This window comes from Mariprofundus sp. NF (assembly GCF_013387455.1).
Classification (GTDB): domain Bacteria; phylum Pseudomonadota; class Zetaproteobacteria; order Mariprofundales; family Mariprofundaceae; genus Mariprofundus.
In genome coordinates, this window is sequence record NZ_VWNC01000004.1 from 141,429 (window position 1) to 166,317 (window position 24,889).

Below are 24,889 nucleotides of genomic sequence, written 5' to 3' on the forward strand. Positions count from 1 at the left end.
AAGCGGAGCCTTTGTAATAGATGAGAGGTAAGCAGGCCTCAATGCAGCAGGTTTTAGCCTCGGTGCAGATTGCGAAGAATCTCGGCAACGGTAATGAATGAGCCTAGCACCAGAAAGGTTCCCTGTGGATGGAGAGCCAGCTGCTCCTGCAGGGCCGATGTGGCATCTACGCGTTCTGATCGACTTACCACGGTGCTGGCAAAGGGAGCCAATAGCGGCAGGCAATCATCGAGTGAACGATCCTCGCGGGTGAAAACGAGAATGGCATCCAGAGGATCGGCAAGCTGTGGCAGTGATGGCAGGAGCGCTTCAATGGCATGGCGGTTGTGTGCCGCATCGAGCCAGATGCTGGCGCTGCCAATCTTCACCTTCTGCAATCTTCCCGGAATCAGACAGCGGTTGATCGCCTCTCTGGCAGCTGTCAGGTCACACGTTATCCGTTTCTCTTTAGTCAGTGTTGTGATGGCGTTGTAGGCCAGCGATGCATTGATTCTTTGATGCGCTCCCGGCGCAGCAAGCTGTGGCCAGTCGCAGGGCTCAATAAACTTAAGCACAGGGTTAAATGCTGTGAGCCCGCTTCTCACCTCGGCCAGTTGCGGTGCGGAGAGCGAGAAGTCGCAGCCAAGCATGGCATAGGCCTTCTCGCCGCTGATCTGTGGCAGCGTATCACCTAACCAGTTCTGATGATCCAGTCCGATCGGGGTGATCAGTGCCATATCAGCAGGCACGGCTGTCGTGGCATCCAGCCGTGCTCCAACACCGGCCTCAAGGATTTCAACATCGACAGCCGCCTGGGAGAAGAGATCGAGCGCCACAGCTGTAGCCGTTTCAAAGTAGGAGGTGCCGATGCTAAGCGCATGTGGCATCAGGTGGTTCAGGCTCTTCTCAATGAGGCTGTTGGCGACAGGCTTGCCGTTGATGCGGATGCGCTCGTTGAATTCAAGAATATGTGGCGAGCTGTAGAGACCAACCTTCAGCCCACACGTTTGCAGAGCTGCGGCCAGCATGCATGAGGTGGAGCCTTTACCGTTGGTGCCGGCAACGCGAATACGCAGCTTCGGACGATGCAGTTGCAGCTGTGAGAGCAGAGAGAGTAGTCGTTCATGGCCCGGTTTGTAGTCGCGATCCGCAGAGGGAGCGCCCAACTCCGCCAGCCACTGCTCAATGCTCTGTGGCTTAACGCTCACGCAAATAGATCAGGCGCTTTGGCGGAAGGAGCGGTCGGTCAAATGGTTGAAGGCAGTGCTCAGGTAGTCGCGCAGATCAGCTCTGTCGACAACCGCATCGATCAGGCCGTGCTCAAGCAGGAACTCTGAACGCTGGAACCCTTCAGGCAGCTTCTGACCTACAGTCTCCTGAATCACGCGTGGACCGGCAAAACCGATCAGTGCACCCGGTTCAGCAATAATGATATCACCCAGCCAGGCGTGGGATGCTGATACACCACCCATGGTCGGATCGGTGAGCAGGCAGACAAATGGCAGTTTGGCTTCGTTCAGTCGATTAACGGTGGATGAGGTTTTGGCCATCTGCATGAGTGAGAGCACCCCCTCCTGCATACGTGCGCCACCGGATGCGGCGATCAGAATATAGGGGCAGCCACGCTCCAGCGCATGTTCCATGCCGCGCACAATCTTCTCACCGGCCACCGAGCCCATGCTGCCGCCCATATAGGAGAATTCGAAAATGGAGGCGGAAACAGTACGTCCCTGAATATCACCGATATAGTTGCGAATCGCATCTTCCGGGCCAGCCTTTTTGTTGGCATCGCGGGTGCGGTCTTTGTACTTCTTTTTATCCTTGAAGTTGAGCGGATCCTCAGAGCGCAGCTCGGTGTCCAACTGCTCAACGGTATCGGCATCAAAGAGAAGATCAGCGCGCTGCTGGGCAGACATGCGCAGATGATGGTTGCATTTGGAGCAGACCATGCCGTTGCGCGCCAGCTCTTTATTATAGATCGCCTCAGAACAGCTCGGGCATTTTACCCACAGCCCTTCGGGCGAACCCGCGTCACTGGCGCTCGACTTGAGAATGTTTTTTGGTGTTTCAATCAGGCGTGTAAACCAACTCATAGTGGTGACCTCAACCTTCCTTAGAAGAGAAATTCATCAACTTGCGTCAACATGCGCAGATGGGGGATGTTTAACTCCTCCACCTCTGCAGCGATCACATTCAGCGTTTCCGGCTTCATATGATACAGATAGATCGGAACCCTACCAACTGCATCGAACTTTTGCAGTTCAAGTTTAATGCCCTGGGGTGTCTGGTGACCACTGATATCTGCAAGTTTCTGGTAAGCATTGGGAAATGAACAGTCCAAAATCACAGCTTTGAGGTTTGGCTGGGCATTAGCAATCTCCCAGATGCGGTCAGTGCTACCGGTGTCGGCACTATAGATCAGCTGTTTTCCCTCAAAATCGATCAGAAAGCCGGTGCAGGGTACAGGATGATTCACTGCGATGGGGGTGATACGAACACCATCAATTTCAAAGGGGACTTCAGGCTCGATGTTGTGGAGTTTGATGATTGCATCCTCTCTGGATGGAATCGCGGTGAAATCGGGCCAGATATGATCGTTTAAAAAATCAGAGCATAGCGTTTCGTGATTCGGGGCAAGACTGTGCACATTGATCGTGCGGTTTGCCTTATTGCCACCAAGGCGCTTGAGCGAACGGTTGTCGGCGAGAAAGGCGATATCCTTGATATGATCAAGATGCGTATGAGAGAGGCAGATATGGCGAATACCATGCTGCTCTTCCAGCGACAGTGTTTCGGTTGGCGAGCCTGCATCCAGCAGAATCGAATCGTTTACCAGAAACGATGTCAGACGGAAGCCAACCAGCTGGCCACCGTAACAGCCAAGAATCTTAATTCTCAATATGTCACCTTATCCTTTACAAATAGCCTTTTGCATGGCCAAAGCGGACTTGTCCAGCGCATTAACGATAGCGTCGGGATTAGAATGGGATGTGATTTGGGATACGAAATGGCTGCCAACCACCACGCCATCGGCAAATGCGCCAACCTGCGCCACCTGCTCAGGCGTTTTAACACCGAAACCTACGCATACCGGTTTATCGGTCATCGATTGAATATGCCGGGTCTTTTCACGGATACCATCCATCGCACCCATCTCTGCACCTGTAATACCAGTCAGTGAAACGTAATAGATAAAACCTCTGCCTTTGTCGTTGGCAAGCCGGATGCGTTCATCGGTTGAGGTGGGTGAGAGTAGCAGTATGCGATCCAGCCCGTGGCTGGCGAAGATCGTATCGCAGATCTCCCCCTCTTCAGGTGGAATGTCGACAAGCAGGACACCGTCGGCACCCGCATTTTTTGCTCGCTCGGCAAATATTTCAAAACCCATGGCGTAGGCGATATTGGCATAACCCATCAGCACAATACCCAGCTCGGGGTTGGCACGGCGCAACTCAGCCGTGATGGCGAAAACATCGGCAATTTTTGTGCCGGACTCCAGGGCGCGCTCACTGGCCGCCTGAATCACCGGTCCGTCGGCCATCGGGTCGGAGAAGGGCATACCGACCTCAATAATGTCAACGTGGCTGGCCAGTGTGGCTAAAAGTTTGTGGCTGGTTTCCACATCCGGGTCACCGGCGGTCAGATAGCCGATAAGGGCAGCGCGGCCCTCAGTTTTGCAGCGCTTGAAAACCTCGCTTAGTCGGGAGCCGCTCATTTCCATCCCCCTTCAATCTCATCACCAAGCAGCTCAAAGACGGTGCCCATATCCTTATCGCCGCGACCGGAGAGGTTGATCAATACAGTCTGATCAGGATTCATCTCAGCTGCAATACGCATGCCCGATGCCAGCGCATGGCTGGACTCCAGGGCAGGGATAATGCCTTCGCAGCGGGTCAGCAATTTGAAGGCATCCAGTGCCTGTGTGTCGGTAGCTGTATCAAGATCGAGACGACCCGCCTCCAGCATGTTGGCAAGTTCAGGGCCAACACCGGGATAATCAAGCCCTGCAGAGATGCTGTGGGTGCCTTTGACCTGTCCCTCCTCATCTTCAAGCAGATAACTGAGGCTGCCGTGGATAATGCCCGGTTTGCCTGCAGCCAGTGAGGCCGCATGCTCATCACCATCCAGACCGTGGCCACCTGCTTCAACAGCAACCAGCTTTACATCTGCATCATCGTAAAAGGGGTGCAGGAGACCAATAGCATTGGAGCCGCCGCCAACACAGGCCACGGCAACATCGGGCAGACGTCCGGTCTGATCGATGCACTGGGCACGCGCCTCCTGACCAATCACAACATGGAACTGGCGCACCATCAGCGGGAAGGGGTGCGGGCCAGCGGCTGTGCCGAAGATGTAATAGGTATCTTCACAGCTGGCGACCCATACGCGTAGCGCCTCATTCACAGCATCTTTGAGTGTGGCTGTACCGGAATCAACCGGCACCACATTGGCACCGAGCAGCTTCATGCGGAATACGTTGGGGGCCTGACGACGGATATCTTCACGGCCCATGTAGATGTGGCACTCCATATTGAACATCGCCGCTACTGTGGCGGTTGCCACACCGTGCTGACCGGCACCTGTTTCAGCAATCACCTTCTTTTTGCCCATGCGGCGAGCCAGTAGTGCCTGTCCGATGGTGTTGTTCACTTTATGAGCACCGGTGTGGTTGAGATCTTCACGTTTAAGGTAGATCTGGGCGCCGCCGACCTCTTTGGAGAGGTGTTTGGCGTGATACAGCGGTGTGCTGCGACCCACATAGTTTTTCAGCAGATCAAGGCGCTCTTCATGAAAAGCGGGATCGGCCCACGCCTCAAAAAAGGCATCTTCAATCTCCTGCAGCGGCTGCATCAGGGTTTCAGCGGCAAAACGACCACCAAAACGGCCAAAGTGGCCGCCGGCATCGGGTGCATGTTTGATTTCCAGATTATAGATCGAGGTTAGATCCGGTTTCTGATCTGACAGGCTCACAGGCTCTCCTTGGCTTAGTGGTTGTTAATGGCTGCGACGAAGGCGCGCATTTTTTCGGCATCTTTCATGCCGGGCGAGATCTCGACGCCGGAGGATACATCCAGTGCAAACCATTGGCGAACAGCAAGTGCATCAGCGACATTGTCCACATTCAGGCCGCCGGCAAGGGTTAACGGGAACGGGTGCTCAAAACCATCCAGCAGTGACCAGTCAAACGATTGGCCGGTACCGCCGTAGACACCGGCAGGGGCTTTGGCATCAAGCAGCAGCGGGCAGTTGTAAGCCGCCGCACGTTTCAGATCCTCAGGGCAGGAGACAGGGAGTGCTTTGAGAACCCTTCTCCGCTGGGCCTGGCAGAACTCTGGCGTCTCATCACCGTGTAGCTGAATCACACCAAGTGGCACACTCTGCAGCACCTCGGCAATGAACTCCTGCGTCGGATTGACGAACAGGCCAACAGCAGAAACAAAAGGCGGCAGCTGGCGGATAATGGCGGCGGCTTTGGCCGGTTCAATATAACGGGGTGATTTCTGATAAAAGACAAACCCGATCGCATCAACGCCGAGGGCTGATGCAGCCAGTGCATCCTCAAGGCGGGTGATGCCGCATACTTTGATACGGGTGCGAGGTGATGGGTTGCTGCTGTTCATGGCGCCATCCTAACCGGAAAGCAGGTTGATTCCATCATTGCCGTGTGGAAGGACTTGAAGAAAAAGCCTGAAAGAGCCGTTGTTATGTGCTTTTTTGACAGAAAAAGATGCGAATAGAGTGCTTCTGCCCTAAACTGCTGCCCATGAATGCACTGATGAACACCTATGCCCGTTTTCCACTGACTCTGGTTCGTGGCCAGGGCTCACGCGTCTGGGACGATGCTGACAACTGTTATCTCGATTTTATCTCCGGTATTGCTGTGGATACGCTGGGCCATGCCCATCCGAAAATGACGCAGGCGCTGAGCACGCAGGCAGCAACGCTGCTGCACTGCTCCAATCTGTTTAACATTCCCAAACAGCAGCAGTTGGCAGAAAAGTTGTGCGCTGATTCAGGATTGGATGCAGCCTTTTTCTGTAACTCCGGTGCTGAGGCGAATGAGGCGGCGATCAAGCTGGCCCGTAAATATTTCTATGATCAGGGTTCTGCCCGGCGCACGGTGATTACTGCAACCCAATCATTTCACGGGCGGCTGCTCTCCACCCTGACGGCAACGGGTCAGGATAAGGTGAAGGTCGGATTTGATCCGCTGCCACCGGGTTTTATTCATGTGCCGTTGAATGACCTGGATGCACTCAAAGCCGTGATCAGTCGGCAGAGTGCGGCGATTCTGCTCGAACCGCTGCAGGGCGAGGGTGGTGTGAACATTGCCAACGCCGCTTATCTGCAGGGTGTACGTAAACTGTGTGATGAGCACGGTATGCTGCTGATGCTCGATGAGGTGCAGACCGGTATTGGTCGTTGCGGCACGATGTTCGCTTTTGAACAGGCTGGCGTTAAACCCGATATTCTTACCCTGGCCAAAGGGCTTGGCGGCGGTGTTCCGATTGGTGCCATGCTGGCGACTGATGCGGTGGCTGCTTCATTTGGGCCGGGCACCCACGGCTCTACCTTTGGTGGTAACCCGCTCTCCTGCACGGCAGCACTGACGGTTCTGGAGGTGATCGAAAATGAATCGCTGCTGGAGAATGTAAAAGCGCGTGGTGCGCAGCTGATGCAGGGATTAAAAGCCATGCAGGCCCGTTTCCCTGTGATCAAAGAGGTGCGGGGACAGGGGTTGTTGATCGGTGCGGAGCTGAGTATTGAGGCCGGGCCATTGATTGCAGAAGCACGGGAGTCCGGGCTGCTGGTTCTCTCTGCAGGCCCCAACGTGTTACGGTTGCTGCCACCGCTGAATGTGAGTGAAGCGGAAGTGGATGAGGCTCTGGTTACGCTGGCCTCCGTTATGGAGAGGACGCAATGAGACATTTTCTGACACTGCTGGACGTTTCATCTGAAGAGGCCCGTTATATTCTCAAGCGAGCGGCCAAGATCAAGCGCAAACTCAAAGAGGGCAAAGCAACCCGCTCTCTGGAGGGCAAAACACTGGGCATGATTTTCGATAAGGCGAGTACCCGCACACGGGTCTCCTTTGAGACCGGCATGTTCCAGCTGGGTGGTCATGCGCTGTTCCTGCACTCCGGCACCACGCAGTTAGGTCGTGGCGAACCCATTGAAGATTCTGCACGTGTGCTCTCCAGCATGGTGGATTGCGTCATGATTCGTACCTTTGGCCATGATATTGTGCAGAACTTTTCCGAATACTCCGCAGTGCCGGTGATCAATGGCCTGACTGATCTCACCCATCCATGCCAGATTCTTGCCGATGTTTTCACCTATGAGGAGCATCGTGGTTCGATCGAGGGCAAAACGGTGACCTGGGTTGGCGATGGCAACAATATGGCCCACTCATGGATCAATGGTGCGGTCTCTTTCGGTTACAGCTTGAGAATTGCCAGCCCTGAGGGTTATCGGCCCGATGCCAAGCTGCTTGCTGCAGCCTGCGCACTCGGTGCAGATGTATCTCTGATCGATGATCCGGTTGCGGCAGTCGATGGTGCTGATCTGGTGACTACCGATGTCTGGGCATCAATGGGGCAGGAGCAGGAGCAGGCTGAGCGTGAAGTGGATTTTGCCGGTTATCAGGTCAATGATCGCGTTATGGCGCATGCCAATCCTGATGCACTGTTTATGCACTGTCTGCCGGCTCATCGTGGCGAAGAGGTGACAGCTTCGGTGATTGATGGACCACAGTCGGTGGTTTGGGCTGAAGCTGAGAATCGCCTGCATGCGCAGAAGGGGCTGCTCGATTTTCTACTACGAGGTCAGCAGTGATTTCACGCACCTGATGGCGTGTTACTGGCGGCGCGTGTAGTCTGCGCAGCCGCATTAAAGAAAGAAATTTATTCCAACTATGTTGAGGGCTCAATCATGGCGCATTCCGATGTAAAGAAGGCTGTACTTGCCTACTCTGGAGGTCTGGATACCTCTATTATCCTGAAATGGCTGGAGGACACCTACGACTGTGAGGTGGTCACCTTTACGGCCGATCTCGGTCAGGGTGATGAGGTTGAAGACGCACGCGCCAAGGCTGTTGCCGGTGGTGTGAAATCGATCTATATCGAGGACATGCGTGAAGAGTTTGTGCGCGATTTTGTCTATCCGATGTTTCGTGCCAATGCCATCTATGAGGGTGAGTATCTACTCGGAACCTCCATTGCACGTCCGCTGATCTCCAAGCGTATGATTGAGATTGCCAATGCTGAAGGTGCTGATGCGGTATCGCATGGCGCAACAGGTAAAGGTAACGATCAGGTGCGTTTCGAGTTCGGCTTTTATGCTCTGAAACCCGATGTGAAGGTGATTGCACCGTGGCGTGAATGGGATCTGGTATCCCGCGAAGATATGCTCAACTATGCCGAGAAACACGGTATTCCGGTTGAGCGCAAGCGTGAAGGTTCCAAGTCGCCATACTCCATGGATGCCAACCTGCTGCACATCTCCTATGAGGGTTATGATCTTGAAGATCCATGGGCTGAGCCATCAGAAGAGATGTGGCGCTGGAGTGTCTCTCCCGAGGCGGCACCGGATGTTCCTGAATATATTGAGCTGAAATATCAGAGTGGCGATATCGTGGCGATCAATGGTGTGGCCATGACCCCTGCACAGGTATTGACCGAGCTTAACCGCCTGGGTGGCAAACACGGTATTGGCCGTATTGATATTGTTGAAAATCGTTACGTTGGCATGAAATCACGTGGCTGCTACGAGACACCGGGTGGCACCATTATGCTCAAGGCGCATCGTGCTATTGAGTCGCTGACCCTGGATCGTGAAGCGGCACATCTGAAAGATGAGCTGATGCCGCGTTATGCCAAGATGGTTTATAATGGCTACTGGTTCGCAGCTGAACGTGAGATGCTGCAGCAGGCGATCGATTATACGCAGATCTATGTCAACGGTGATGTGCAGCTGAAACTCTACAAGGGTAATGTCATTGTTGTCGGCCGTCGTTCCGAGCAGTCGATGTTTGATGAGCGCCTCTGCACCTTTGAAGATGATCAGGGCGCTTATGATCAGAAAGATGCGGGCGGCTTTATCAAACTCAATGCGCTGCGTCTGCGCATGAGCGCACTGGTAGGCAAATAGAGCAGACCCAAGCATCGGAAACCGGCTGGCAAAGCCGGTTTTTCCCTGCTAGTTTGAGTCCATTGTTGGCTTGTTCTACTTCTACAGGCTGCCGATCTACAGGGGAGAGAAGATGATCACGCATAACAAGATTCTGGTTCCATTCGATTTTTCAGAACAGGCCACTGAGTCAATCAGGCGTGCCGGCGTGATGGCCAAGAAATTTGATGCCGAGGTTCACCTGTTGCATGTGCTGGAGTCCTCCCTCTTCTTTGAGACAGATATGGTCTCTGTGCCGCCTGTTCATAAGGTGGATGATGCCGCGCATGAGGGGGCTGAACATCGTCTGAATGAGGTGATGAAGCAGTTTGATTTTGATGTGATAACGCATATCAAAGAGGCGGGTGGAGACCCCTCCCGATATATCTGCAGCTTCGCCAAAGCACTGCCTGCTGATCTGATTGTTATCGGTCGCCACCATGAAAAAGGGTTGATCGAACATATGATCAAGGGCTCCACCTCAGAACGGGTTGTGGCGCATGCTCCCTGTTCAGTACTGGTCGTTGTTGCGCATGATCTGCTTGAAGATAGCCAAAGCTAACCCTCTATTATCATTAACATATCAATGCTGGCGCTCTGAATGTTGAATCTGGCCGAGATCTTTAAAGCACTGGGTGAACCTGTTCGCTTGCGTCTGTTTGCGTTGCTTTCGGCTTCCGGAGAGCAGTGTGTTTGCCATCTTACCGATGCACTTGATCTGCCTCAGAGTACGATATCCCGTCATCTGGGCGTCTTGCGTCATGCCGGGCTGGTGAGCAGACGTCGAGATGGTAAGTGGATGTATTACCAGCTTGCAGAACAGACACCTGTTGAACTCACAGCTCTGCTGCAGCATCTTGAGCAGACGGATGTACAACAGGATGTGCAGCGACTGCAGCGATCCAGAGGCTGTTGAGTGTTAAGGATAATCTGAATACCGCCTCCTTTTACTCCTCTCTGTTTTACATATCCGCATAAGCGGATATAATGCTCCTGTTCAGGAGTGATGATGTCTGATTCAAAACCGATAGGTCTGTTTGCGCGTTATCTAACGCTCTGGGTATTTCTCGCTATTGTTGCCGGAGTTGTTCTGGGAGCCTTTTTCCCGGGTGCCTTCCAGGCGCTGGGTGGTTTGGAAATTGCCCATATCAATCTGCCGGTAGCGATTCTGATCTGGGCGATGATCCTGCCGATGTTGCTCAAGATCGATTACGCATCCCTGCATGAGGTTTGGCATCACCGGCGCGGTATTGCTGTCACCCTTGGTGTTAACTGGTTGTTCAAACCGTTTTTCATGGCCCTGCTGGGTTATATCACGATTTATCACCTGTTTGTCTCTTTTCTTGATGCAGAGATGTTGGACGGTTACTTCGCGGGGTTAGTGATTTTAGCCGCAGCGCCATGCACGGCGATGGTCTTTGTCTGGTCAAAACTGACCCATGGCGATGCCCAGTTCACACTTTCGCAAGTGGCACTTAATGATCTGGTGATGGTCTTTGCCTTTGCCCCCATTGTTGCCCTGCTGCTTGGTTTTGCCTCTGTAACCGTTCCCTGGGACACCCTGCTGCTCTCGGTTTTTCTCTACATTGTCGTGCCGGTGACGGTGGCATATTTTTGGAGAGAGCAGCTGCTAAAGCGGGATGCGTTGGATGTTGTGTTGCAGCGCCTGGACCCACTCTCTATGGCCGCGCTGCTGCTTACCGTGGTCCTGCTCTTCGCGTTTCAGGGCGAAGAGATTTTAAAACAACCGCTGGTGATCGCCATTCTGGCAGTGCCGATTGTGATACAAGTCTATGCAACGTTTAGTTTTGCCTACCTGTTAAACCGCAAACTCGGTGTGCAGCACAGTGTCGCCGCACCATCTGCCTTGATTGGTGCGTCAAACTTTTTCGAACTGGCGGTGGCAACGGCTATTGCACTGTTTGGCTTTGAGTCGGGAGCGGCACTGGCGACAGTGGTCGGGGTGCTGGTGGAGGTGCCGGTGATGTTAACACTGGTATCTATCGTGAACCGTAGTAAGGGCTGGTATGAACAGCCGCAGCATTAGTGTTCATTCGCGGTTCGATTTTGTCTGTTTTTGCACAACTGCTGAATAGTTGCGTATGTTTTATAACGAGAAAGGGGAGATAAGATGGTCGTAAAGGTTGGTATTAACGGATTTGGACGCATGGGGCGCCTGGGCCTGAGAGCCGGTTGGGATATGGACGGCTTTCAAATCGTGCAGGTGAATGAAATCGCCTGTGGGGCTGAGTGTTCTGCGCATCTGCTAAAATTTGATTCGGTGCACGGTACCTGGCCCTTTGATTGTGATGCAGATGGCGAGATCATGCTGGTTGACGGGCAGAGGATTTCTCACACCCGTAACCGGGCTATTGGTGAAACCGACTGGTCAGGCTGTGATATTGTGATTGAAGCAACGGGCGAGTTCCGTAAACCAGAGCAGCTGCAGGCCTATTTCGATCAGGGTGTGAAGAAGGTGATTGTGGCTGCACCGGTGGATGGCGCACTGAATATCGTCTACGGCATTAACGACCATCTCTATGATCCTGCGCAGCATGATCTGCTCACTGCCGCATCCTGCACCACCAACTGTCTGGCGCCGGTGATCAAGGTGCTGCATGAGAAGGTCGGCATCAAACATGGCTGTATGACCACCATTCATGATATCACCAATACCCAGACCATTGTTGACAGAGGTCATAAAGATCTGCGTCGGGCCCGCTCCTGTGGTCAGTCATTGATTCCGACCAGTACCGGTTCTGCCAAAGCGATCACCAAAATTTTCCCTGAACTGGAAGGCAAACTCAATGGCATGGCTGTGCGTGTACCGCTGCTCAATGCATCACTGACCGATCTGGTGATTGAAACAGAGCGGCAAGTGACTGCTGAAGAGGTCAACGCGCTGTTTCGTGAGGCATCGGAAAATGAGCTGAAAGGTATTCTCGGTTATGAGGAGCGGCCGCTGGTCTCTGTCGATTATACCAATGATGCCCGCTCATCGATCATTGATGCACCGAGCACCATGGTAATCGATGGCACGCAGCTGAAGCTCTATGTCTGGTATGATAATGAGTGGGGTTATGTGAATCGCATGATGGAACTGGCACAAAAGGTTTCGCTAGCGCTCTGATGGATCAGGGGTTTAAACACTATCTGACCGTCACCGGCGGTTACTGGGCTTTCACGATTACCGATGGTGCCATCCGCATGTTGGTGGTGCTCTACTTTCATGGCCTCGGTTATTCGCCACTTGAGATTGCCATGCTGTTTCTCTTCTATGAGTTCTTCGGCATTGTCACCAATCTCGTTGGCGGTTGGCTGGGTGCACGCGTTGGCCTGAATCGCTGCATGAATATCGGCATGATAATGCAGATCGGAGCACTGTTGATGTTAACCGTGCCCGATGCATGGTTGTCGGTGGCCTATGTGATGGTGGCACAGGCGATCTCCGGCATCGCCAAAGATCTGAATAAGATGAGTGCCAAGGCGGGTGTGAAGCTGTTTCTGCCTGATAAATCGGAGAAGAAACTGTTCCGCTGGGTGGCGATTCTGACGGGATCTAAGAATGCACTGAAAGGTGCAGGGTTCTTTATTGGTGCGCTGCTGCTGGCATGGCTGGAGTTTCGTGGTGCGCTCATTGCCCTCTCCGCGCTGCTGCTTGTAGCACTGATCATCACCTGGACCCTACTGCCGGGTGGCCTGGGAAAGAGCGCCTCCAAACCAAAATTCTCGCAGATCTTCTCCAAGTCACCGCAGGTGAACAGACTCTCTGCCGCCCGCTTCTTCCTGTTCGGGGCACGGGATATCTGGTTTGTGGTGGGGCTGCCTGTTTTTCTCTATGCAGAGTTGGGCTGGAGCTTTACCGAGGTGGGCGCCTTCTTTGCGCTATGGGTGATCGGGTACGGTTTTGTGCAGGGATCTGCGCCGGCAATGTTACGCAGTTTTAGCCGTAGAGATCCCGATGGATCTATGGTGGCCGGTGCAGCCTTTGCTCTGCTTGCGGTTCCAGTCGCCATTGCCCTGGCAATGAGTCAGGGGTGGGATCTGCAGCTTGTTATTATTGCAGGCTTATCCCTGTTCGGCATCGCTTTTGCCATCAACTCGGCTGTGCACTCCTACCTGATTGTCTCATGGTCGGAGCGTGAACATGTTTCGATGAATGTCGGTTTCTACTACATGGCCAATGCCGGTGGCCGACTGGCCGGCACACTGCTCTCCGGCTGGGTCTATCAAAGTCACGGTTTAACCGGTTGCCTCTGGTGGTCAGCCGGATTTGTGCTGGCCGCAGCACTGATTTCACTACTGTTACCGAAGCAGGCTGCGCCTATCGCTCCCGGATAACTGCTTAATAAGATTGCTCACCTGAACAGGATAACAGCCTCACCCTCACTGTTTTGCACAGGCGTAGTGGTTGCAGTCTAATGGTTGTTTGCTTTATCATCAGTAGCAGGCAATGTATGCAGCACTATTTTCGCTGGTATGCGGACGGTGGAGGAAGAGATGATCGCTTCGAATGTTATGACAACCGATCTCATTACGCTTGGTGAAGATGCGAGGGTAAAGGATGCAATCGTACTGTTTCAGGAGTCGGCTCTGCACGATTTTCCTGTCATTGATGGTAGTGGCAGACCTCTCGGCATTGTGACTGCCCGCGCTGTACTTCACCACGCTGTACCTGAATATGCGACCGATGATCTGCTGGCTGTGATGCGCGGCGGCCCTGATATCGGTTCGGTGTATGAAATGCTGGCGGCTTCTTCTCAGCATCGGGTAATTGATGTGATAGATCGCCAGTTTCCTGTGGTCAGGCAGAGCATGCCAACCAGTGCGGTGGCGGCGATGCTGATTAATCTCAAGGGTGACAGTCACAATGTGCTGGTGGTGGATGATGATGGCAAACTGGTCGGTATTATCTCAGCTCGCGATATCATCTGCCGACTGCCGGAATAGGCCGTTTTAAGATTGAGCAAACCTTGATAAGGGTTGCACCAGCCATGATAGTGAGCGCCTCTTTTCTCAAATCGATCGATGATTGTTTTGATTACCTGCTCGAGACCGAGGTTTTTAACATCTAAATGTTCAGCTTTTATCGCCACTTCCTTGATGGCAAACCCACCTATCTGGTGCGCTACTACTGGTGGGCCTATCTCTGGCCGAAGTCGGTCTGGTTCTTTGATCACCAGCCGATCATCAATGCGATCCTCTTTGGTCAGTACAAAAAACTGATGAACGCCACCCTTCATCGGCTGAAACAGGCACCGCTTGATCGGGTGTTGCAGCTCACCTGTGTCTACGGCTCTCTTACCCCTCACCTGATCCGGCAGGTGCATCCGCAACCACTGCATATCACCGATGTCGCAGAGGTGCAGCTTGAGTTGGCAGCAAGCAAGGTGGAGGCGGGGCAAGAGCTTTGTGCCACACGCATGAATGCCGAATCTCTCGGCTATAAAAGCAACAGCTTCTCCACCGTGGTGCTCTTCTTCCTGCTGCATGAGATGCCGGCTGAGGCCAGGCGTAATACGCTGGCAGAGTGCATGCGTGTGATCCGTGATGGCGGGGTTTTGCTGGTAACTGAATATGGCACACTTCCCAAACATCACTGGCTCTATCGCTTTGTGCCGATGCGCTGGATTACCACAAAGCTGGAGCCGTTTCTGGAGAGTTTCTGGCATGAGGATGTTGAGGCGCTGCTCAATGAGATGGGGGCAGCCTATGAAAAAGAGGTGAGCATCACATCACACAAGGATATCTTCTCGGCATTCTACCGCGTGACTGAATTCACGATCTCTAAAAAGGAACATTAGGACACGAGACTCATGGAAGCTTTGATAGCACAGATCAGCGATTTTTTTGATGCCTGGGGTTGGTGGGTCGCGGTCGGTTCCGTATTGATGTTTGTCATCAGTCTGGCTGCGATGCCCTATATCGTTGCCCGCATTCCGGTGGACTACTTCACCCATGATGGCCGTCACCGCATGAGCCAGAGCTCACGTCATCCGATCATTGAGCTGGTGCTGGTGATCCTGAAAAACCTGCTCGGTGCCGTACTACTGATTGCCGGAGTGATTATGCTCTTCACTCCGGGACAGGGGCTGTTAAGCATTCTCTTCGGTCTGATGATTATGAACTATCCCGGCAAATACAGGTTGGAGTGCTGGATCATCCGCAAACCGCTGATATTTGGCGCAGTCAATGCCATGCGTGAAAAGCAGGGTGAACCGCCACTTCTCTCTCCAGAACCGGAGTAACGCCTGCCTACGCCTTGCTCCAGGCATCAAACTGTTCAAGTTCACTTGTAATGAAAACAGCAGAGGGAGCCTCTAAACAGATAACATTATCAAGCAGCGTGATGTATACTGTTGCCGCCAAAAAACTTGGCTAGGGAGAGAAAACAATGAAGATTCTACTGAATCATCGACTAACTATAATTGCCGGTTTTGCGTTGGCAGCCATACTTGTCGTGCTTTGCCCGACAGGCGGTGCCAAATTTGCTGAGCACTGGTATGCTGCCACCACACGCTGGGGCCATTTCCTGGCAGGCATCACCTGGATCGGTATTCTTTACTACTTCAACTTTATTCAGGCGCCATTTCTGAAAAATGCCTCGGCAGAGACCAAGGCGGAGATGTTCAGTGAAGGTGGCCTGGTGCGTAATGCACTGTGGTGGTTCCGCTGGAGCGCACTGGTGACGCTGATTCTCGGTCTCAGTCTGTATGGTCAGATCGGTGGCGCGGCTGCCGGATGGGATCTTCGACTTGGTGCAGGTCTGGGCATTGTAATGTGCTTCAACGTCTGGTTTATCATCTGGCCAGCACAGAAGAAGGTTGTCGGTATTATACAAGCAAGTGCTGAAGAGAAGCTTGCTGCGGCCAAGAATGCGATGATTGCTTCGCGTATCAATACGCTGTTATCGATTCCGATGCTTTTCTTTATGGCATCTTCTGCCCACTTCCCAATTTTTTAAGCGGCGACAGGCAGTTATCTTATGGGGCGCTTCGGCGCCCCATTCTTTTTTAGACACAATCAACGCTGAACTTCAGTGCAGTAAACACCATGCGAGAAAAGCAGGGTGAATGTGCTATATAGATAGATGCTCTGAGAGAAAATCGATCAAAACTTTTACTTTACGGGAGAGATTCCTGTTCGAAGGAAAAAGGGCAGAGATTGAAACTGGTGGCAGGCTATATTCAGAAAGTAGCAAACACAGCTTGTCTTCATCAATATAATGCTGGAACAGAATGCTCGGAGCAAAAGCAATTCCAATCCCATCCAGTGCCGCTTTAAGAATCAGGTGCCCATCATTGCAGGCCAGGTTGCCTCGAGTGTTTACCGTGATCGCTTTTCCATTAGGAAGCCTGAAAGGCCAATGCTGGCTTAGTTTTGAGCTGGCATAAATCAAACAGTTGTGTTGCGTAAGTTCAGCGGGGCTCTCTGGCTCTCCATGCTGAGCGATATATTGTGGAGAAGCGACCACCTGAAATACGCATTCAGACAGCTTTCTACAGACCAGGGATGAATCCTCCAGCTGGCCAATTCGCAGTGCCAGATCGAGACCCTCGTCGATCATGTCTGCTGCTGCCCCGCTAGCCATCACCTCAAGTTGAATATCCGGGAATTGCTTTTGAAATTGCAGAAGAACATCACCAGCACGGGATATAATCAGACTCTGAGGCACGGCGATGCGTATGCGTCCGCGAGGGTTCTGCTGGCTCTCCAGAAGTTCAGCCTTGGCTTTTTCGGCTTCACTAACGATGAGACGACAGTGTTTGTAAAAGCTGGAGCCTTCATCAGTCAGGCTAAGTTTGCGGGTCGAACGGTGTAGCAAACGCACACCCAAACTCTGTTCCAATTGAGATACCTGCTTACTAACAAATGATTTGGATATGCCCAAGTGTTCAGAAGCCTGGGTAAAGCTTTCAGCCTCAACTACCGCAGCAAAGGTCTCCATCCAGGTCAAGATTGCCATATTAGCCCCTCACAGGAAACAGTGATTCCACCATTAGGTGGTTTATCCATCTTATTGTCAACAATAGAGTTGCCCCTATACGAAACAGATACCGGAGAAGTTGCCATGGAAACATTCACATTATACCACCATCCCTTATCAGTCTGCTCAATGAAGGTTCGCCTGGCCCTGGAAGAGAAGGGTCTGACATGGAGTGATCATCAGATAGACATTGTTGAAGCTCAGGAACAGCTGGAGCCATGGTACATCAAGCTCAACCCGAAAGGCGTTGTACCGACCCTTTCGCATCATGACGGGGATACGAAAGTCATTACCAATTCGGCTGATATTATCCGTCATATCGCATCTCTGGATGAAGGAAGCTCGCTACTACCGCCAACAGATGAAAAAAGAGCTCTCATGGAAAAGCTTATCTCTTTAGCAGATAACATTGATCTGCAGATCCTGAGTTATGCACGTCACCCATCGATGGAGAAATCTGAAAAGGTTCTTAATGCGCGAATCGAAAAATCACTGGAACTGGCAAAGCAGCATCCTGATCTTGAAGCGTCATACAAGATTTCTGCACAACGCTCACAGAAGAACAAAACTTTCCGAGTTGACCCAGAACATGTTGGTGACATTGAGAAGGGAGCTCGTGAGTCCCTTTCGTTTGCTGAACAGCAGCTTGCTCAAAGCAGCTTTCTGGCAGGTGAGCAATATACGCTGGCTGATGTGATCTGGACGGTCATTTTGGCAAGGCTGGAACTACTTGGCTATGGGGCGTGGATTTCGGAGGAGACGAGCCCTCTCCTCTCAAGTTATTACCAGAAGATGCAGTCACGAAAAAGTTTCACCACTGCACAAATTCAGAATCAGTGGTGGAAGAAATAAGTCAAAAGCTATTGCAGACAAAGAAAATCCAGGATTCGAACGGGGATCCAGTAGAGAGGGTATTATGATAAGAAATTCAGAATCACAATATGGTATTATTGCCAAAGGGTTTCACTGGCTACTGTTTTTGATGCTCACCTTTTCAGTCATTGCAGGTAATTTTCTTGCCTCAATGCCAAAAGGCGTGGAGAAATTACAAGCCGCAGGGATGCACAAATCATTCGGTTTAATCATTCTTTCCCTGATATTAATGCGTTTAGCTTGGCGCTTAATCAATACAACACCAAAGCATCCAGATGGCACAACCCCAGCCAAAGCAGCTTTAGCCAACGCGATGCATTGGGGTCTTTATGCCTTGATGCTTGCGCAACCTATAGCGGGCATATTGATGTCACAGGCATTTGGCTATCCGGCCAGCCTGTTTGGCATCGTTGATTTTCCTACGCTGATTGAAAAAAACATCGAACTTGCAAAGCTCTTTAAAGCGGCTCACGGCTATATATGGATTGTCTTGGTTATTGCAGTGGCTGGGCATGTTGGGGCTGCGTTATATCATCATTTTATCGAAAAAAATGATGTTCTAAATCGTATGGGATTCAAAACAAAAGAGTAGTGAGAAAGGTCAGGTTGTGTCTTATTCCGGCACCACCTGACCTGCCACTAGCACGGGGAAGTATCAACATTACAAAGGAGATTAATCATGAAATTTAAAACATGTATATTGGGTCTGGCAGGCTTTTTCCTTAGCGCCTCATTGACGTTTGCTGCGGCACCTGTCCCTGAGGTTGCCAAGGGTGTGCCAATCGATCCAACAAAGGGTTATGTCGTTGAAGAAATAAAAGATGGCCTCTATTGGGTGACCGAAGGTGCTTATACTGCAATGTTTCTTACAACGGGTAAGGGCGTTATTGTCGTTGACGCTCCACCGTCATTTGGTGACAAGATGTTGAAAGCGATAGCTGAGGTGACCAAAGAGCCGATTACACATGTGATATACAGCCATGCACATGCCGACCATATCGGTGGTGCAGGCATGTATCCAAAAAATGCAAAATATATCGCCCATGTTGAAACCAAAGAACGATTGCAGCGGGCGAACGATTCTAAGAGCCCTTTCCCATATGGCATGTTTGTGGGCGGAAAACCTGTGCCACTACCGACCAATACGTTTAAAGAAAGTTATACGTTGAAGGTCGGTAACCAAGTGTTGCAACTTGACTACAAAGGTGATGACCATGAACCGGGAAATATCTATGTGTATGCACCAAAGCAAAAAGTATTAATGAAAATAGATATTGTGTTTCCAGGCTGGTCACCATTTAAAGGGCTTGCGGTAGCAGAAGATGTTGTTGGATACCTGGATGCTCACGATGTTATTTTATCGTATGACTTTGATAAATTGGTCTCTGGTCATTGGGGCCGCCTTGCCACTCGTAACGATGTAGAAGTACAAAAACAATACATGCAAGATATTCATGCCAATGCTGGTAAAGCATTACAAACGGTAGATTTTTATGCCATAGCCGGAAAAGTAGGTTATGCGAATACCAGTCTTTTGTTTGAAACTTATTTAGATGCAGTATCGCAAGAGTGTGCCAATCTCACTGAGCCAAAATGGATTGATAAACTTGGCGGCGTAGATGTCTGGACCAAAGATCACTGCTATAAAGTTATTATGGCTATTCGTATAGATTGAGGTTGATATGATGATGTATCGTATTGGAGCTGTTCTCTATTGTATTTGGGGAGTACTGCATGTTAACGCCGCGATTGCAACATACGAACTTGGAGCAACATTAGAACCCGGTCTTGTACAAGGCCGGGTTTACCAAGATGCTTGGAATCTACTTTTTGTTGCAATTTCTGTTTCGGTTATCGCAATTTTACTGAATTGGAAAAATAGTCGCCTCGGTTTCTGGCTTAATCTAGGCATTGCATCGGTTACGGATATGGGTTTCATTATCCATGTATTAGTTCCCGAATATGTTCCCTTAATACCAGCAGGTGCGGGTCCTGTTTTATGGGTGTTTGCTGTCATATTTACCGCGATAGCTGTTGGGAAACCAAACAAGGAATTGAGCGTATGAAGGAAAGGGAGAAGATAAATGAGTGATAAAATGACTTATGACGGCAAGGATATTTCAATTTCTTTTGATGGTAGCAAGTGTATTCATTCGCGAAATTGTGTGCTGGGTCTACCCAATGTGTTTCAAGCTAATGTTGAGGGCCCATGGATCAATCCAGATAACGCAACCTCAGAAGAGATTTTCGCGATTGCTCACGCCTGCCCATCTGGAGCTATTACGTTTGAGCGACATAATGGAGGGAGAGAGGAAACAGTACCTTTGGTCAACACACTGCATGTTCGCGAGAATGGCGCGTTGGCCATCCATGCTGACCTGACCATTGATGGAAAGAAGGATGGCTTTAGAGCCACGCTCTGTCGCTGCGGTGCATCAAAAAACAAACCTTATTGTGATGGTTCTCATCATGAGGTGCAATTCACTGCCTCAGGTGAAATGCCTGTTAAAGAATCCGAACCGCTTAAAGATCGGGATGGCGAGGTTGGTGTAACATCTCTCCCGGATGGGCCATTACAGGTAGAAGGCAATCTTGAGGTTTGTTGTGGTACTGGCCGCACGATTGAACGAACGCAAAAGGCTTTCTTCTGTCGTTGTGGAGCATCAGGGAACAAGCCGTATTGCGATGGTAGTCATGTGAAAATTGGCTTTAAGGGCTAGTGGTATCAAGTTGAGGTCTGAATGACCGTTTTGGCCGAAAGCAGAGAGGCTCAGGAATTAGGAAATTCTCTGAAGTGAGGCTATAATGATATACTTAATGCTCTGAGAGGAGACAGACTTATTAAGTGGAGGGGCAATATGTCAGTTGATATAGCATGGTTGGGAAATCAAATATTGGGCAGGAATTTAAATGAAAAGGAGAGCACTCTTCTTGCAACAATAATCAGTGAAAAAACCTACGCCTCCGGAGAGACAATTATCTCTACAGGTCAGGAGGGTGGCGTGCTTCACATGATGCGCTCAGGCAGTGCAAACATAGAAGTTCTCAAGGATGGCGAGAAACCACTTAAGGTGGCTGAGGTTGAGGCAGGGGAGCTGTTTGGGGAATTAACCTTTCTCAATAACAATCCAGCCACAGCTGATGTTGTAGCGACTCAGGATTGTGTGGTTTATAAGCTTCCCCGCGAACAGTTGGTCAGTGTAATCGATGAAGGGGAGGAGCAGCTTGCCTACCTGTTTTTCAGTTCCATTGTGGAGCGCCAAACTAGTGTCATTCATGAGCAGCGAGTCACTCTGGCTCCAGAATTACGCAAACTGAACAATAAGGCAGTGCCGACGTTTGCCAAAGTTGGGATCGTGGCGGCTCTTATCGTCATAGTTTTGATTATCGCTTCTTCCTAAGAATATGCGCCAAATTATCTCCATACATATAACACTCTGAAAGATAACGCTTGATGTTTAGAGCCGTGTTCGATTAATGTTCGAATATTATTCGTTTTTATGGTGAGGTGAATATGCAACGGCGAGAGAAGCGTGAACTGCGCGAAAAAGAGATTATTGAGAAAACGATCAGGCTGCTATCACAGCGTGGTTTTCTTGATCTGCGTATGGCCGATATTGCCAAAGAGACCAGTTATTCGATGGGTACGATCTACTCTCACTTTGAGAGTAAAGAGGATCTGCTGGTGGCCTGTGCCTATGCACTGATTGTCGAGCACAAGGTGCTGTTTAACGCCATCGGCAGTCAGCCGATCTCTGCCATTGAGAAGATTATCACCACCGCCCAGTGCAGCTGGCAGATCTCCATGCGCCACCCCGATCTTATCGAGATCGACAACCTCTCACTGATGCCTTCGGTCTGGCGCAGGGCGACAAAACAGCGGGCGAATGAGTTGAACCAGCTGCATGTCGAGCTGGCGCAGCTCTTTCTCGGTCTCGTGCTTGAGGCGATTGAGACGAGTCTGGATGGTTATGATCAGCTGGATAAAGAGCAGACCGAGCAGCTGGCCAATTACCTTACCCACGGCATGTGGGGCTTATGCGTGGGGCTCTCCAGTACCGCCCAATCCGGTTATGCCAGCACACTCTGCCCGGATAGCGGTGATGAGAGTGACAGATATTTCGCCACCAACTACAGCAATTTCCTTAAGGGTTATGGCTGGCAGGAGGAGAATCCGGAAGCGGTCTTTGCGCAGTGCAAGGGTATCGCACAGGCGTGCATGGATCAGACCACCTGGTTCTCAAGCAGCAGGGAGCAGTAGTCGTGAAAATAATGCCGAAAGCCATAACAGCAGCCGTTCTATCATTGTTCATCAGCGGTTGTGCGGTAGGGCCTGATTTTTCATCGCCTGCATCACCATCGGCGACTAAATATTCCAATGAGTATCCTGAAGAGAGATCCGATGGCGCATCATCTCAAACAAAGCTGAAAGAGGCTGCTTCAATTCCGGCACTCTGGTGGCAGCTGTTTGAATCAGAAGCGCTGGAGCAGCTGGTAGCGCTCGGTCTGCAGCAGAGCCCGACCCTTGCCGCAGCCAAAGCCAGACTGAAAGCAGCAGAGGAGACATTCAGTGCCGATCACTCCTCGATTCTGTTTCCGGCCGTAGATGCCAGCCTGAACAGCTCACGTCAGAAGATATCAGGTGCAGCTTTTGGCAATGCCGGCAACGGCAGCCTGTTTACGGTGCACAATGCATCGGTTAATCTCAGTTACAGTATCGACCTGTTTGGTGGCGGCCAACGCTATCTGGAGTATGGATTGGCGCAGGTGGAGTTCGAGTCTTTCCAGTTGCAGGCGGCACGCATCACACTGGCCTCCAATATTGTCACAACTGCAATCAGTGAGGCATCCCTACGTCAGCAGATAATAGCCCTGCAGGAGATTATCAACGCAGAGGCAGAGCAGCTGAAAGTAGCCGAACTGCAGTTTGAGATAGGGGTGATGGCCAAGGCAGATCTGTTAAGTCAGCGCACTGCTCTGGCTCAGACACGTACGCAACTACCTGCCCTGCAGAAGGCGCTGGCGCAGACCCGACATCAACTGGCAACACTGACCGGGCGACTACCCGGAGAGGCGACTCTTCCCCAATTCACGCTTGGCGCATTGACCATGCCAAAAGAGATTCCGCTGACACTGCCCTCCAAATTGACGCGTCAGCGTCCGGATGTGCGCGCTGCAGAGGCGGCACTGCATCAGGCCAGCGCACAGGTGGGTGTAGCTACGGCCAACCTCTATCCCAATATCGGCCTCTCAGGCAGTTATGGCACAGAAGCGGTGAAGTTTGGTGATCTGTTCAGTGCCGGCACCGCAATCTGGGGGTTGGGTGCGGGTGTTCTGCAGCCACTATTCAGAGGCGGAGAACTTCATGCCAGGAAACGGGCTGCAGTGGCAAAATATGAGCAGGCTGCAGCCGAATACCGCGCCAGTGTGCTCAGCGCATTTCAGGATGTGGCCGATGCGCTGTTGGCCCTTGAGATGGATGGCAGACAGCTGGAGCTGCAGAAGCAGTCGGAGCAGATGGCATCAGAGTCACTGGATCTGGTGACACTGCAACATAAACACGGGGCGGTAAGTTCGCTCACCCTGCTTAATGCTCAGCAGCAGTATCAACAGTCACGCATCAGCCTGATTCAGGCACGCGCAACCCTTTATGCCGACACTGCCGCGCTGATGTATGCACTCGGAGGTGGCTGGTGGGACCCGCAGGGTGATCAGCCCACCCAAACAGACAGGAACAATTCGGAGAAACAGTTATGAAAAAACGCATGATTTGGATGGTAGCTATCGTCGGTTTCGTATTTGCAGCGATTATCGGCTATCAGATGTTTGTGGCCAGTATGATGAAACAGTTTCTGGCCTCCAATGCCCAGCCACCAGCCACGGTGACCGCTACACAGGTGAAAGCTGAAGCGTGGCAGCCACAGTTGGCGTCGGTGGGAACACTGCGGGCTATTCAGGGGGTAGAGATCAGTGCCGAGATTGCTGGTCTGGTCAAAAAGGTGCATTTCAGATCGGGTGATGAGGTGAAAAAGGGTGATCTTCTGCTCGAGATGAACAGTGATGAAGAGGCTGCACAGCTGCTGGCGCTGAAGGCCAACCGCAAACTGGCTGAGATCAATCTCAAACGTGATGAGCAGCAGTTCAAGGTACATGCCATCAGCAATTCAAAACTGGATGCATCCAAAGCAGAGTTAAGTAGCAGGCGCGCAGCAGAGCAGCAGCAGCAGGCGATCATCGATAAAAAACGGATTCGTGCCCCCTTTGCCGGGCGACTCGGAATCACTCAGATCAATCCGGGCCAGTATCTGAACCCTGCAGAGCGCATTGTTACGTTGCAGAACGGGCGGGCACTGTATATCGATTTCAGTATGCCACAAAAATATGTAACGCAGTTGCAGAAGGGGCAGACCATAAGTGTTGATACAGGCAACGGTGCGCAGGCGATCAGCGGAACGATTAGCACCATCAACAGTGTTGTTGATAACAGTACGCGTAATGTGCAGGTCGAGGGGTTGATTGATAACAGTAGTGGCGCGCTGCTGCCCGGCATGTTTGTCAATGTGACTATTGATATCGGAGCACCGCAAAATCTGCTGACCCTGCCGCAGACCGCAATCAGCTTTAACGCCTACGGCTCCACCCTGTTTGTGGCCAGAGAGGAGCAGGGCGCTGAAGAGGGTGAAACGCAACTGGTGGCACAGCAGCTGTTTGTTAAAACCGGTGACAAACGTGGTGATCAGGTGGCCATTATTGAGGGGTTGAAGGAAGGTGAGACTGTTGTCACCTCCGGTCAGTTGAAGCTGAAGAACGGTACGCCGCTGATTATCAATAATGAGGTGCTGCCAGCCAATGAGTCGGCGCCAAAACCGCAGGAGAAGTAGG

At 51.5% G+C, this 24,889-nt stretch carries 28 protein-coding genes; 21 read left to right on the forward strand and 7 right to left on the reverse strand.

Translation table 11 applies throughout. The features are described 5' to 3' along the window. Positions 1–53: 53 nt before the first annotated feature. From F3F96_RS07575 to F3F96_RS07600, 6 genes are read right to left on the reverse strand one after another with little or no spacing between them, the layout of a single operon-like run. The gene (locus F3F96_RS07575; protein WP_370465519.1) at positions 54–1,187 is read right to left on the reverse strand and encodes a folylpolyglutamate synthase/dihydrofolate synthase family protein; all 1,134 of its coding nucleotides are present in this window, start codon (positions 1,185–1,187) and stop codon (positions 54–56) included. 9 nt (positions 1,188–1,196) lie between these two features. Further along, positions 1,197–2,072, reverse strand: a complete 876-nt coding sequence (gene accD / locus F3F96_RS07580) for an acetyl-CoA carboxylase, carboxyltransferase subunit beta (RefSeq protein WP_176962643.1) — start codon at positions 2,070–2,072, stop codon at positions 1,197–1,199. Between the two features lie 20 nt (positions 2,073–2,092). Beyond that, a complete protein-coding gene (locus tag F3F96_RS07585) occupies positions 2,093–2,878 on the reverse strand; it encodes a 3',5'-cyclic-nucleotide phosphodiesterase (RefSeq protein ID WP_176962644.1) in 786 nt (261 codons plus the stop codon). 9 nt (positions 2,879–2,887) lie between these two features. After that, on the reverse strand, positions 2,888–3,694 hold the full coding sequence (gene trpA / locus F3F96_RS07590; RefSeq protein ID WP_176962645.1) for a tryptophan synthase subunit alpha: 807 nt from the start codon (positions 3,692–3,694) through the stop codon (positions 2,888–2,890). After that, entirely contained in the window at positions 3,691–4,944 is a 1,254-nt protein-coding gene (gene trpB, locus F3F96_RS07595) for a tryptophan synthase subunit beta (protein ID WP_186338937.1), read from the reverse strand. The genes trpA and trpB overlap by 4 nt, the downstream gene beginning before the upstream one ends. A gap of 20 nt (positions 4,945–4,964) precedes the next feature. Further along, positions 4,965–5,600 (reverse strand): phosphoribosylanthranilate isomerase, encoded by a 636-nt coding sequence (locus F3F96_RS07600; RefSeq protein WP_176962646.1) that lies wholly within the window; start codon positions 5,598–5,600, stop codon positions 4,965–4,967. Positions 5,601–5,743: 143 nt separating this feature from the next. Between F3F96_RS07600 and F3F96_RS07605 the strand changes: the two genes are divergently transcribed. The 12 genes from F3F96_RS07605 (at position 5,744) to F3F96_RS07660 (ending at position 16,111) form a co-directional block, all read left to right on the forward strand. Continuing rightward, positions 5,744–6,904, forward strand: coding sequence for an acetylornithine transaminase (locus F3F96_RS07605; RefSeq protein WP_206675291.1), 1,161 nt, complete (start codon positions 5,744–5,746; stop codon positions 6,902–6,904). Further along, positions 6,901–7,815 carry an ornithine carbamoyltransferase gene (argF, locus tag F3F96_RS07610; RefSeq protein WP_176962647.1) on the forward strand — a complete coding sequence of 305 codons (915 nt, stop codon included), beginning with the start codon at positions 6,901–6,903 and terminating at the stop codon, positions 7,813–7,815. The genes F3F96_RS07605 and argF overlap by 4 nt, the downstream gene beginning before the upstream one ends. 96 nt (positions 7,816–7,911) lie before the next feature. After that, complete coding sequence (locus F3F96_RS07615; RefSeq protein WP_176962648.1) at positions 7,912–9,129, forward strand: argininosuccinate synthase; 1,218 nt, start codon at positions 7,912–7,914, stop codon at positions 9,127–9,129. 112 nt (positions 9,130–9,241) lie between these two features. Continuing rightward, positions 9,242–9,709 carry a universal stress protein gene (locus F3F96_RS07620; RefSeq protein WP_176962649.1) on the forward strand — a complete coding sequence of 156 codons (468 nt, stop codon included), beginning with the start codon at positions 9,242–9,244 and terminating at the stop codon, positions 9,707–9,709. 39 nt (positions 9,710–9,748) lie between these two features. Then, positions 9,749–10,063: a helix-turn-helix transcriptional regulator gene (locus F3F96_RS07625; protein WP_176962650.1), complete on the forward strand. Its 315-nt coding sequence runs from the start codon at positions 9,749–9,751 to the stop codon at positions 10,061–10,063. Positions 10,064–10,153: 90 nt separating this feature from the next. After that, positions 10,154–11,194 carry an ACR3 family arsenite efflux transporter gene (gene arsB / locus F3F96_RS07630; protein ID WP_176962651.1) on the forward strand — a complete coding sequence of 347 codons (1,041 nt, stop codon included), beginning with the start codon at positions 10,154–10,156 and terminating at the stop codon, positions 11,192–11,194. An 84-nt stretch (positions 11,195–11,278) separates the two neighbouring features. Beyond that, the gene (locus F3F96_RS07635; protein ID WP_176962652.1) at positions 11,279–12,277 is read left to right on the forward strand and encodes an ArsJ-associated glyceraldehyde-3-phosphate dehydrogenase; all 999 of its coding nucleotides are present in this window, start codon (positions 11,279–11,281) and stop codon (positions 12,275–12,277) included. Further along, entirely contained in the window at positions 12,277–13,488 is a 1,212-nt protein-coding gene (gene arsJ / locus F3F96_RS07640; RefSeq protein WP_176962653.1) for an organoarsenical effux MFS transporter ArsJ, read from the forward strand. Before F3F96_RS07635 ends, arsJ begins: the two co-directional genes overlap by 1 nt. A gap of 159 nt (positions 13,489–13,647) precedes the next feature. After that, entirely contained in the window at positions 13,648–14,097 is a 450-nt protein-coding gene (locus F3F96_RS07645; RefSeq protein WP_176962654.1) for an HPP family protein, read from the forward strand. Between the two features lie 125 nt (positions 14,098–14,222). Then, positions 14,223–14,951, forward strand: coding sequence for a rhodoquinone biosynthesis methyltransferase RquA (gene rquA, locus F3F96_RS07650; RefSeq protein ID WP_176962655.1), 729 nt, complete (start codon positions 14,223–14,225; stop codon positions 14,949–14,951). A 12-nt stretch (positions 14,952–14,963) separates the two neighbouring features. Then, a complete protein-coding gene (locus F3F96_RS07655) occupies positions 14,964–15,395 on the forward strand; it encodes a PGPGW domain-containing protein (protein WP_176962656.1) in 432 nt (143 codons plus the stop codon). A gap of 146 nt (positions 15,396–15,541) precedes the next feature. Then, on the forward strand, positions 15,542–16,111 hold the full coding sequence (locus F3F96_RS07660; RefSeq protein ID WP_176962657.1) for a urate hydroxylase PuuD: 570 nt from the start codon (positions 15,542–15,544) through the stop codon (positions 16,109–16,111). Positions 16,112–16,225: 114 nt separating this feature from the next. On the opposite strand, the gene F3F96_RS07665 is transcribed toward F3F96_RS07660, so the two are convergent. After that, positions 16,226–17,113 (reverse strand): LysR family transcriptional regulator, encoded by an 888-nt coding sequence (locus F3F96_RS07665; protein ID WP_176962658.1) that lies wholly within the window; start codon positions 17,111–17,113, stop codon positions 16,226–16,228. Between the two features lie 21 nt (positions 17,114–17,134). Between F3F96_RS07665 and F3F96_RS07670 the strand changes: the two genes are divergently transcribed. The 9 genes from F3F96_RS07670 (at position 17,135) to F3F96_RS07710 (ending at position 24,888) form a co-directional block, all read left to right on the forward strand. Further along, positions 17,135–17,986 carry a glutathione S-transferase family protein gene (locus tag F3F96_RS07670; protein WP_206675293.1) on the forward strand — a complete coding sequence of 284 codons (852 nt, stop codon included), beginning with the start codon at positions 17,135–17,137 and terminating at the stop codon, positions 17,984–17,986. A gap of 64 nt (positions 17,987–18,050) precedes the next feature. Beyond that, on the forward strand, positions 18,051–18,599 hold the full coding sequence (locus F3F96_RS07675) for a cytochrome b (protein WP_176962659.1): 549 nt from the start codon (positions 18,051–18,053) through the stop codon (positions 18,597–18,599). Positions 18,600–18,686: 87 nt separating this feature from the next. Continuing rightward, positions 18,687–19,682 (forward strand): MBL fold metallo-hydrolase, encoded by a 996-nt coding sequence (locus tag F3F96_RS07680; protein WP_206675294.1) that lies wholly within the window; start codon positions 18,687–18,689, stop codon positions 19,680–19,682. 7 nt (positions 19,683–19,689) lie between these two features. Continuing rightward, the gene (locus tag F3F96_RS07685; protein ID WP_176962660.1) at positions 19,690–20,073 is read left to right on the forward strand and encodes a hypothetical protein; all 384 of its coding nucleotides are present in this window, start codon (positions 19,690–19,692) and stop codon (positions 20,071–20,073) included. Between the two features lie 18 nt (positions 20,074–20,091). Continuing rightward, the gene (locus F3F96_RS07690) at positions 20,092–20,727 is read left to right on the forward strand and encodes a CDGSH iron-sulfur domain-containing protein (RefSeq protein ID WP_206675295.1); all 636 of its coding nucleotides are present in this window, start codon (positions 20,092–20,094) and stop codon (positions 20,725–20,727) included. 138 nt (positions 20,728–20,865) lie between these two features. Next, the gene (locus tag F3F96_RS07695) at positions 20,866–21,408 is read left to right on the forward strand and encodes a cyclic nucleotide-binding domain-containing protein (protein ID WP_176962661.1); all 543 of its coding nucleotides are present in this window, start codon (positions 20,866–20,868) and stop codon (positions 21,406–21,408) included. 113 nt (positions 21,409–21,521) lie between these two features. Continuing rightward, a complete protein-coding gene (locus F3F96_RS07700) occupies positions 21,522–22,268 on the forward strand; it encodes a TetR/AcrR family transcriptional regulator (protein ID WP_176962662.1) in 747 nt (248 codons plus the stop codon). 11 nt (positions 22,269–22,279) lie between these two features. Next, positions 22,280–23,764 carry an efflux transporter outer membrane subunit gene (locus F3F96_RS07705; RefSeq protein ID WP_176962758.1) on the forward strand — a complete coding sequence of 495 codons (1,485 nt, stop codon included), beginning with the start codon at positions 22,280–22,282 and terminating at the stop codon, positions 23,762–23,764. Then, positions 23,761–24,888 carry an efflux RND transporter periplasmic adaptor subunit gene (locus tag F3F96_RS07710; protein ID WP_206675296.1) on the forward strand — a complete coding sequence of 376 codons (1,128 nt, stop codon included), beginning with the start codon at positions 23,761–23,763 and terminating at the stop codon, positions 24,886–24,888. Before F3F96_RS07705 ends, F3F96_RS07710 begins: the two co-directional genes overlap by 4 nt. Position 24,889: the final 1 nt, after the last annotated feature.

Bases quoted from the DNA above. Each gene is read 5' to 3' on its own strand.
- F3F96_RS07705 (WP_176962758.1), top strand. From the start codon at position 22,280: ATGCCGAAAGCCATAACAGCAGCCGTTCTATCATTGTTCATCAGCGGT.
- argF (WP_176962647.1), top strand. From the start codon at position 6,901: ATGAGACATTTTCTGACACTGCTGGACGTTTCATCTGAAGAGGCCCGT.
- F3F96_RS07665 (WP_176962658.1), bottom strand. From the start codon at position 17,113: ATGGCAATCTTGACCTGGATGGAGACCTTTGCTGCGGTAGTTGAGGCT.
- F3F96_RS07615 (WP_176962648.1), top strand. From the start codon at position 7,912: ATGGCGCATTCCGATGTAAAGAAGGCTGTACTTGCCTACTCTGGAGGT.
- F3F96_RS07690 (WP_206675295.1), top strand. From the start codon at position 20,092: ATGAGTGATAAAATGACTTATGACGGCAAGGATATTTCAATTTCTTTT.
- F3F96_RS07675 (WP_176962659.1), top strand. From the start codon at position 18,051: ATGATAAGAAATTCAGAATCACAATATGGTATTATTGCCAAAGGGTTT.
- F3F96_RS07600 (WP_176962646.1), bottom strand. From the start codon at position 5,600: ATGAACAGCAGCAACCCATCACCTCGCACCCGTATCAAAGTATGCGGC.
- F3F96_RS07645 (WP_176962654.1), top strand. From the start codon at position 13,648: ATGATCGCTTCGAATGTTATGACAACCGATCTCATTACGCTTGGTGAA.
- F3F96_RS07710 (WP_206675296.1), top strand. From the start codon at position 23,761: ATGAAAAAACGCATGATTTGGATGGTAGCTATCGTCGGTTTCGTATTT.
- rquA (WP_176962655.1), top strand. From the start codon at position 14,223: ATGTTCAGCTTTTATCGCCACTTCCTTGATGGCAAACCCACCTATCTG.
- F3F96_RS07620 (WP_176962649.1), top strand. From the start codon at position 9,242: ATGATCACGCATAACAAGATTCTGGTTCCATTCGATTTTTCAGAACAG.
- F3F96_RS07685 (WP_176962660.1), top strand. From the start codon at position 19,690: ATGATGATGTATCGTATTGGAGCTGTTCTCTATTGTATTTGGGGAGTA.
- F3F96_RS07700 (WP_176962662.1), top strand. From the start codon at position 21,522: ATGCAACGGCGAGAGAAGCGTGAACTGCGCGAAAAAGAGATTATTGAG.
- arsB (WP_176962651.1), top strand. From the start codon at position 10,154: ATGATGTCTGATTCAAAACCGATAGGTCTGTTTGCGCGTTATCTAACG.
- F3F96_RS07625 (WP_176962650.1), top strand. From the start codon at position 9,749: ATGTTGAATCTGGCCGAGATCTTTAAAGCACTGGGTGAACCTGTTCGC.
- F3F96_RS07695 (WP_176962661.1), top strand. From the start codon at position 20,866: ATGTCAGTTGATATAGCATGGTTGGGAAATCAAATATTGGGCAGGAAT.
- F3F96_RS07605 (WP_206675291.1), top strand. From the start codon at position 5,744: ATGAATGCACTGATGAACACCTATGCCCGTTTTCCACTGACTCTGGTT.
- F3F96_RS07655 (WP_176962656.1), top strand. From the start codon at position 14,964: ATGGAAGCTTTGATAGCACAGATCAGCGATTTTTTTGATGCCTGGGGT.
- arsJ (WP_176962653.1), top strand. From the start codon at position 12,277: ATGGATCAGGGGTTTAAACACTATCTGACCGTCACCGGCGGTTACTGG.
- trpA (WP_176962645.1), bottom strand. From the start codon at position 3,694: ATGAGCGGCTCCCGACTAAGCGAGGTTTTCAAGCGCTGCAAAACTGAG.
- F3F96_RS07680 (WP_206675294.1), top strand. From the start codon at position 18,687: ATGAAATTTAAAACATGTATATTGGGTCTGGCAGGCTTTTTCCTTAGC.
- F3F96_RS07635 (WP_176962652.1), top strand. From the start codon at position 11,279: ATGGTCGTAAAGGTTGGTATTAACGGATTTGGACGCATGGGGCGCCTG.
- accD (WP_176962643.1), bottom strand. From the start codon at position 2,072: ATGAGTTGGTTTACACGCCTGATTGAAACACCAAAAAACATTCTCAAG.
- F3F96_RS07660 (WP_176962657.1), top strand. From the start codon at position 15,542: ATGAAGATTCTACTGAATCATCGACTAACTATAATTGCCGGTTTTGCG.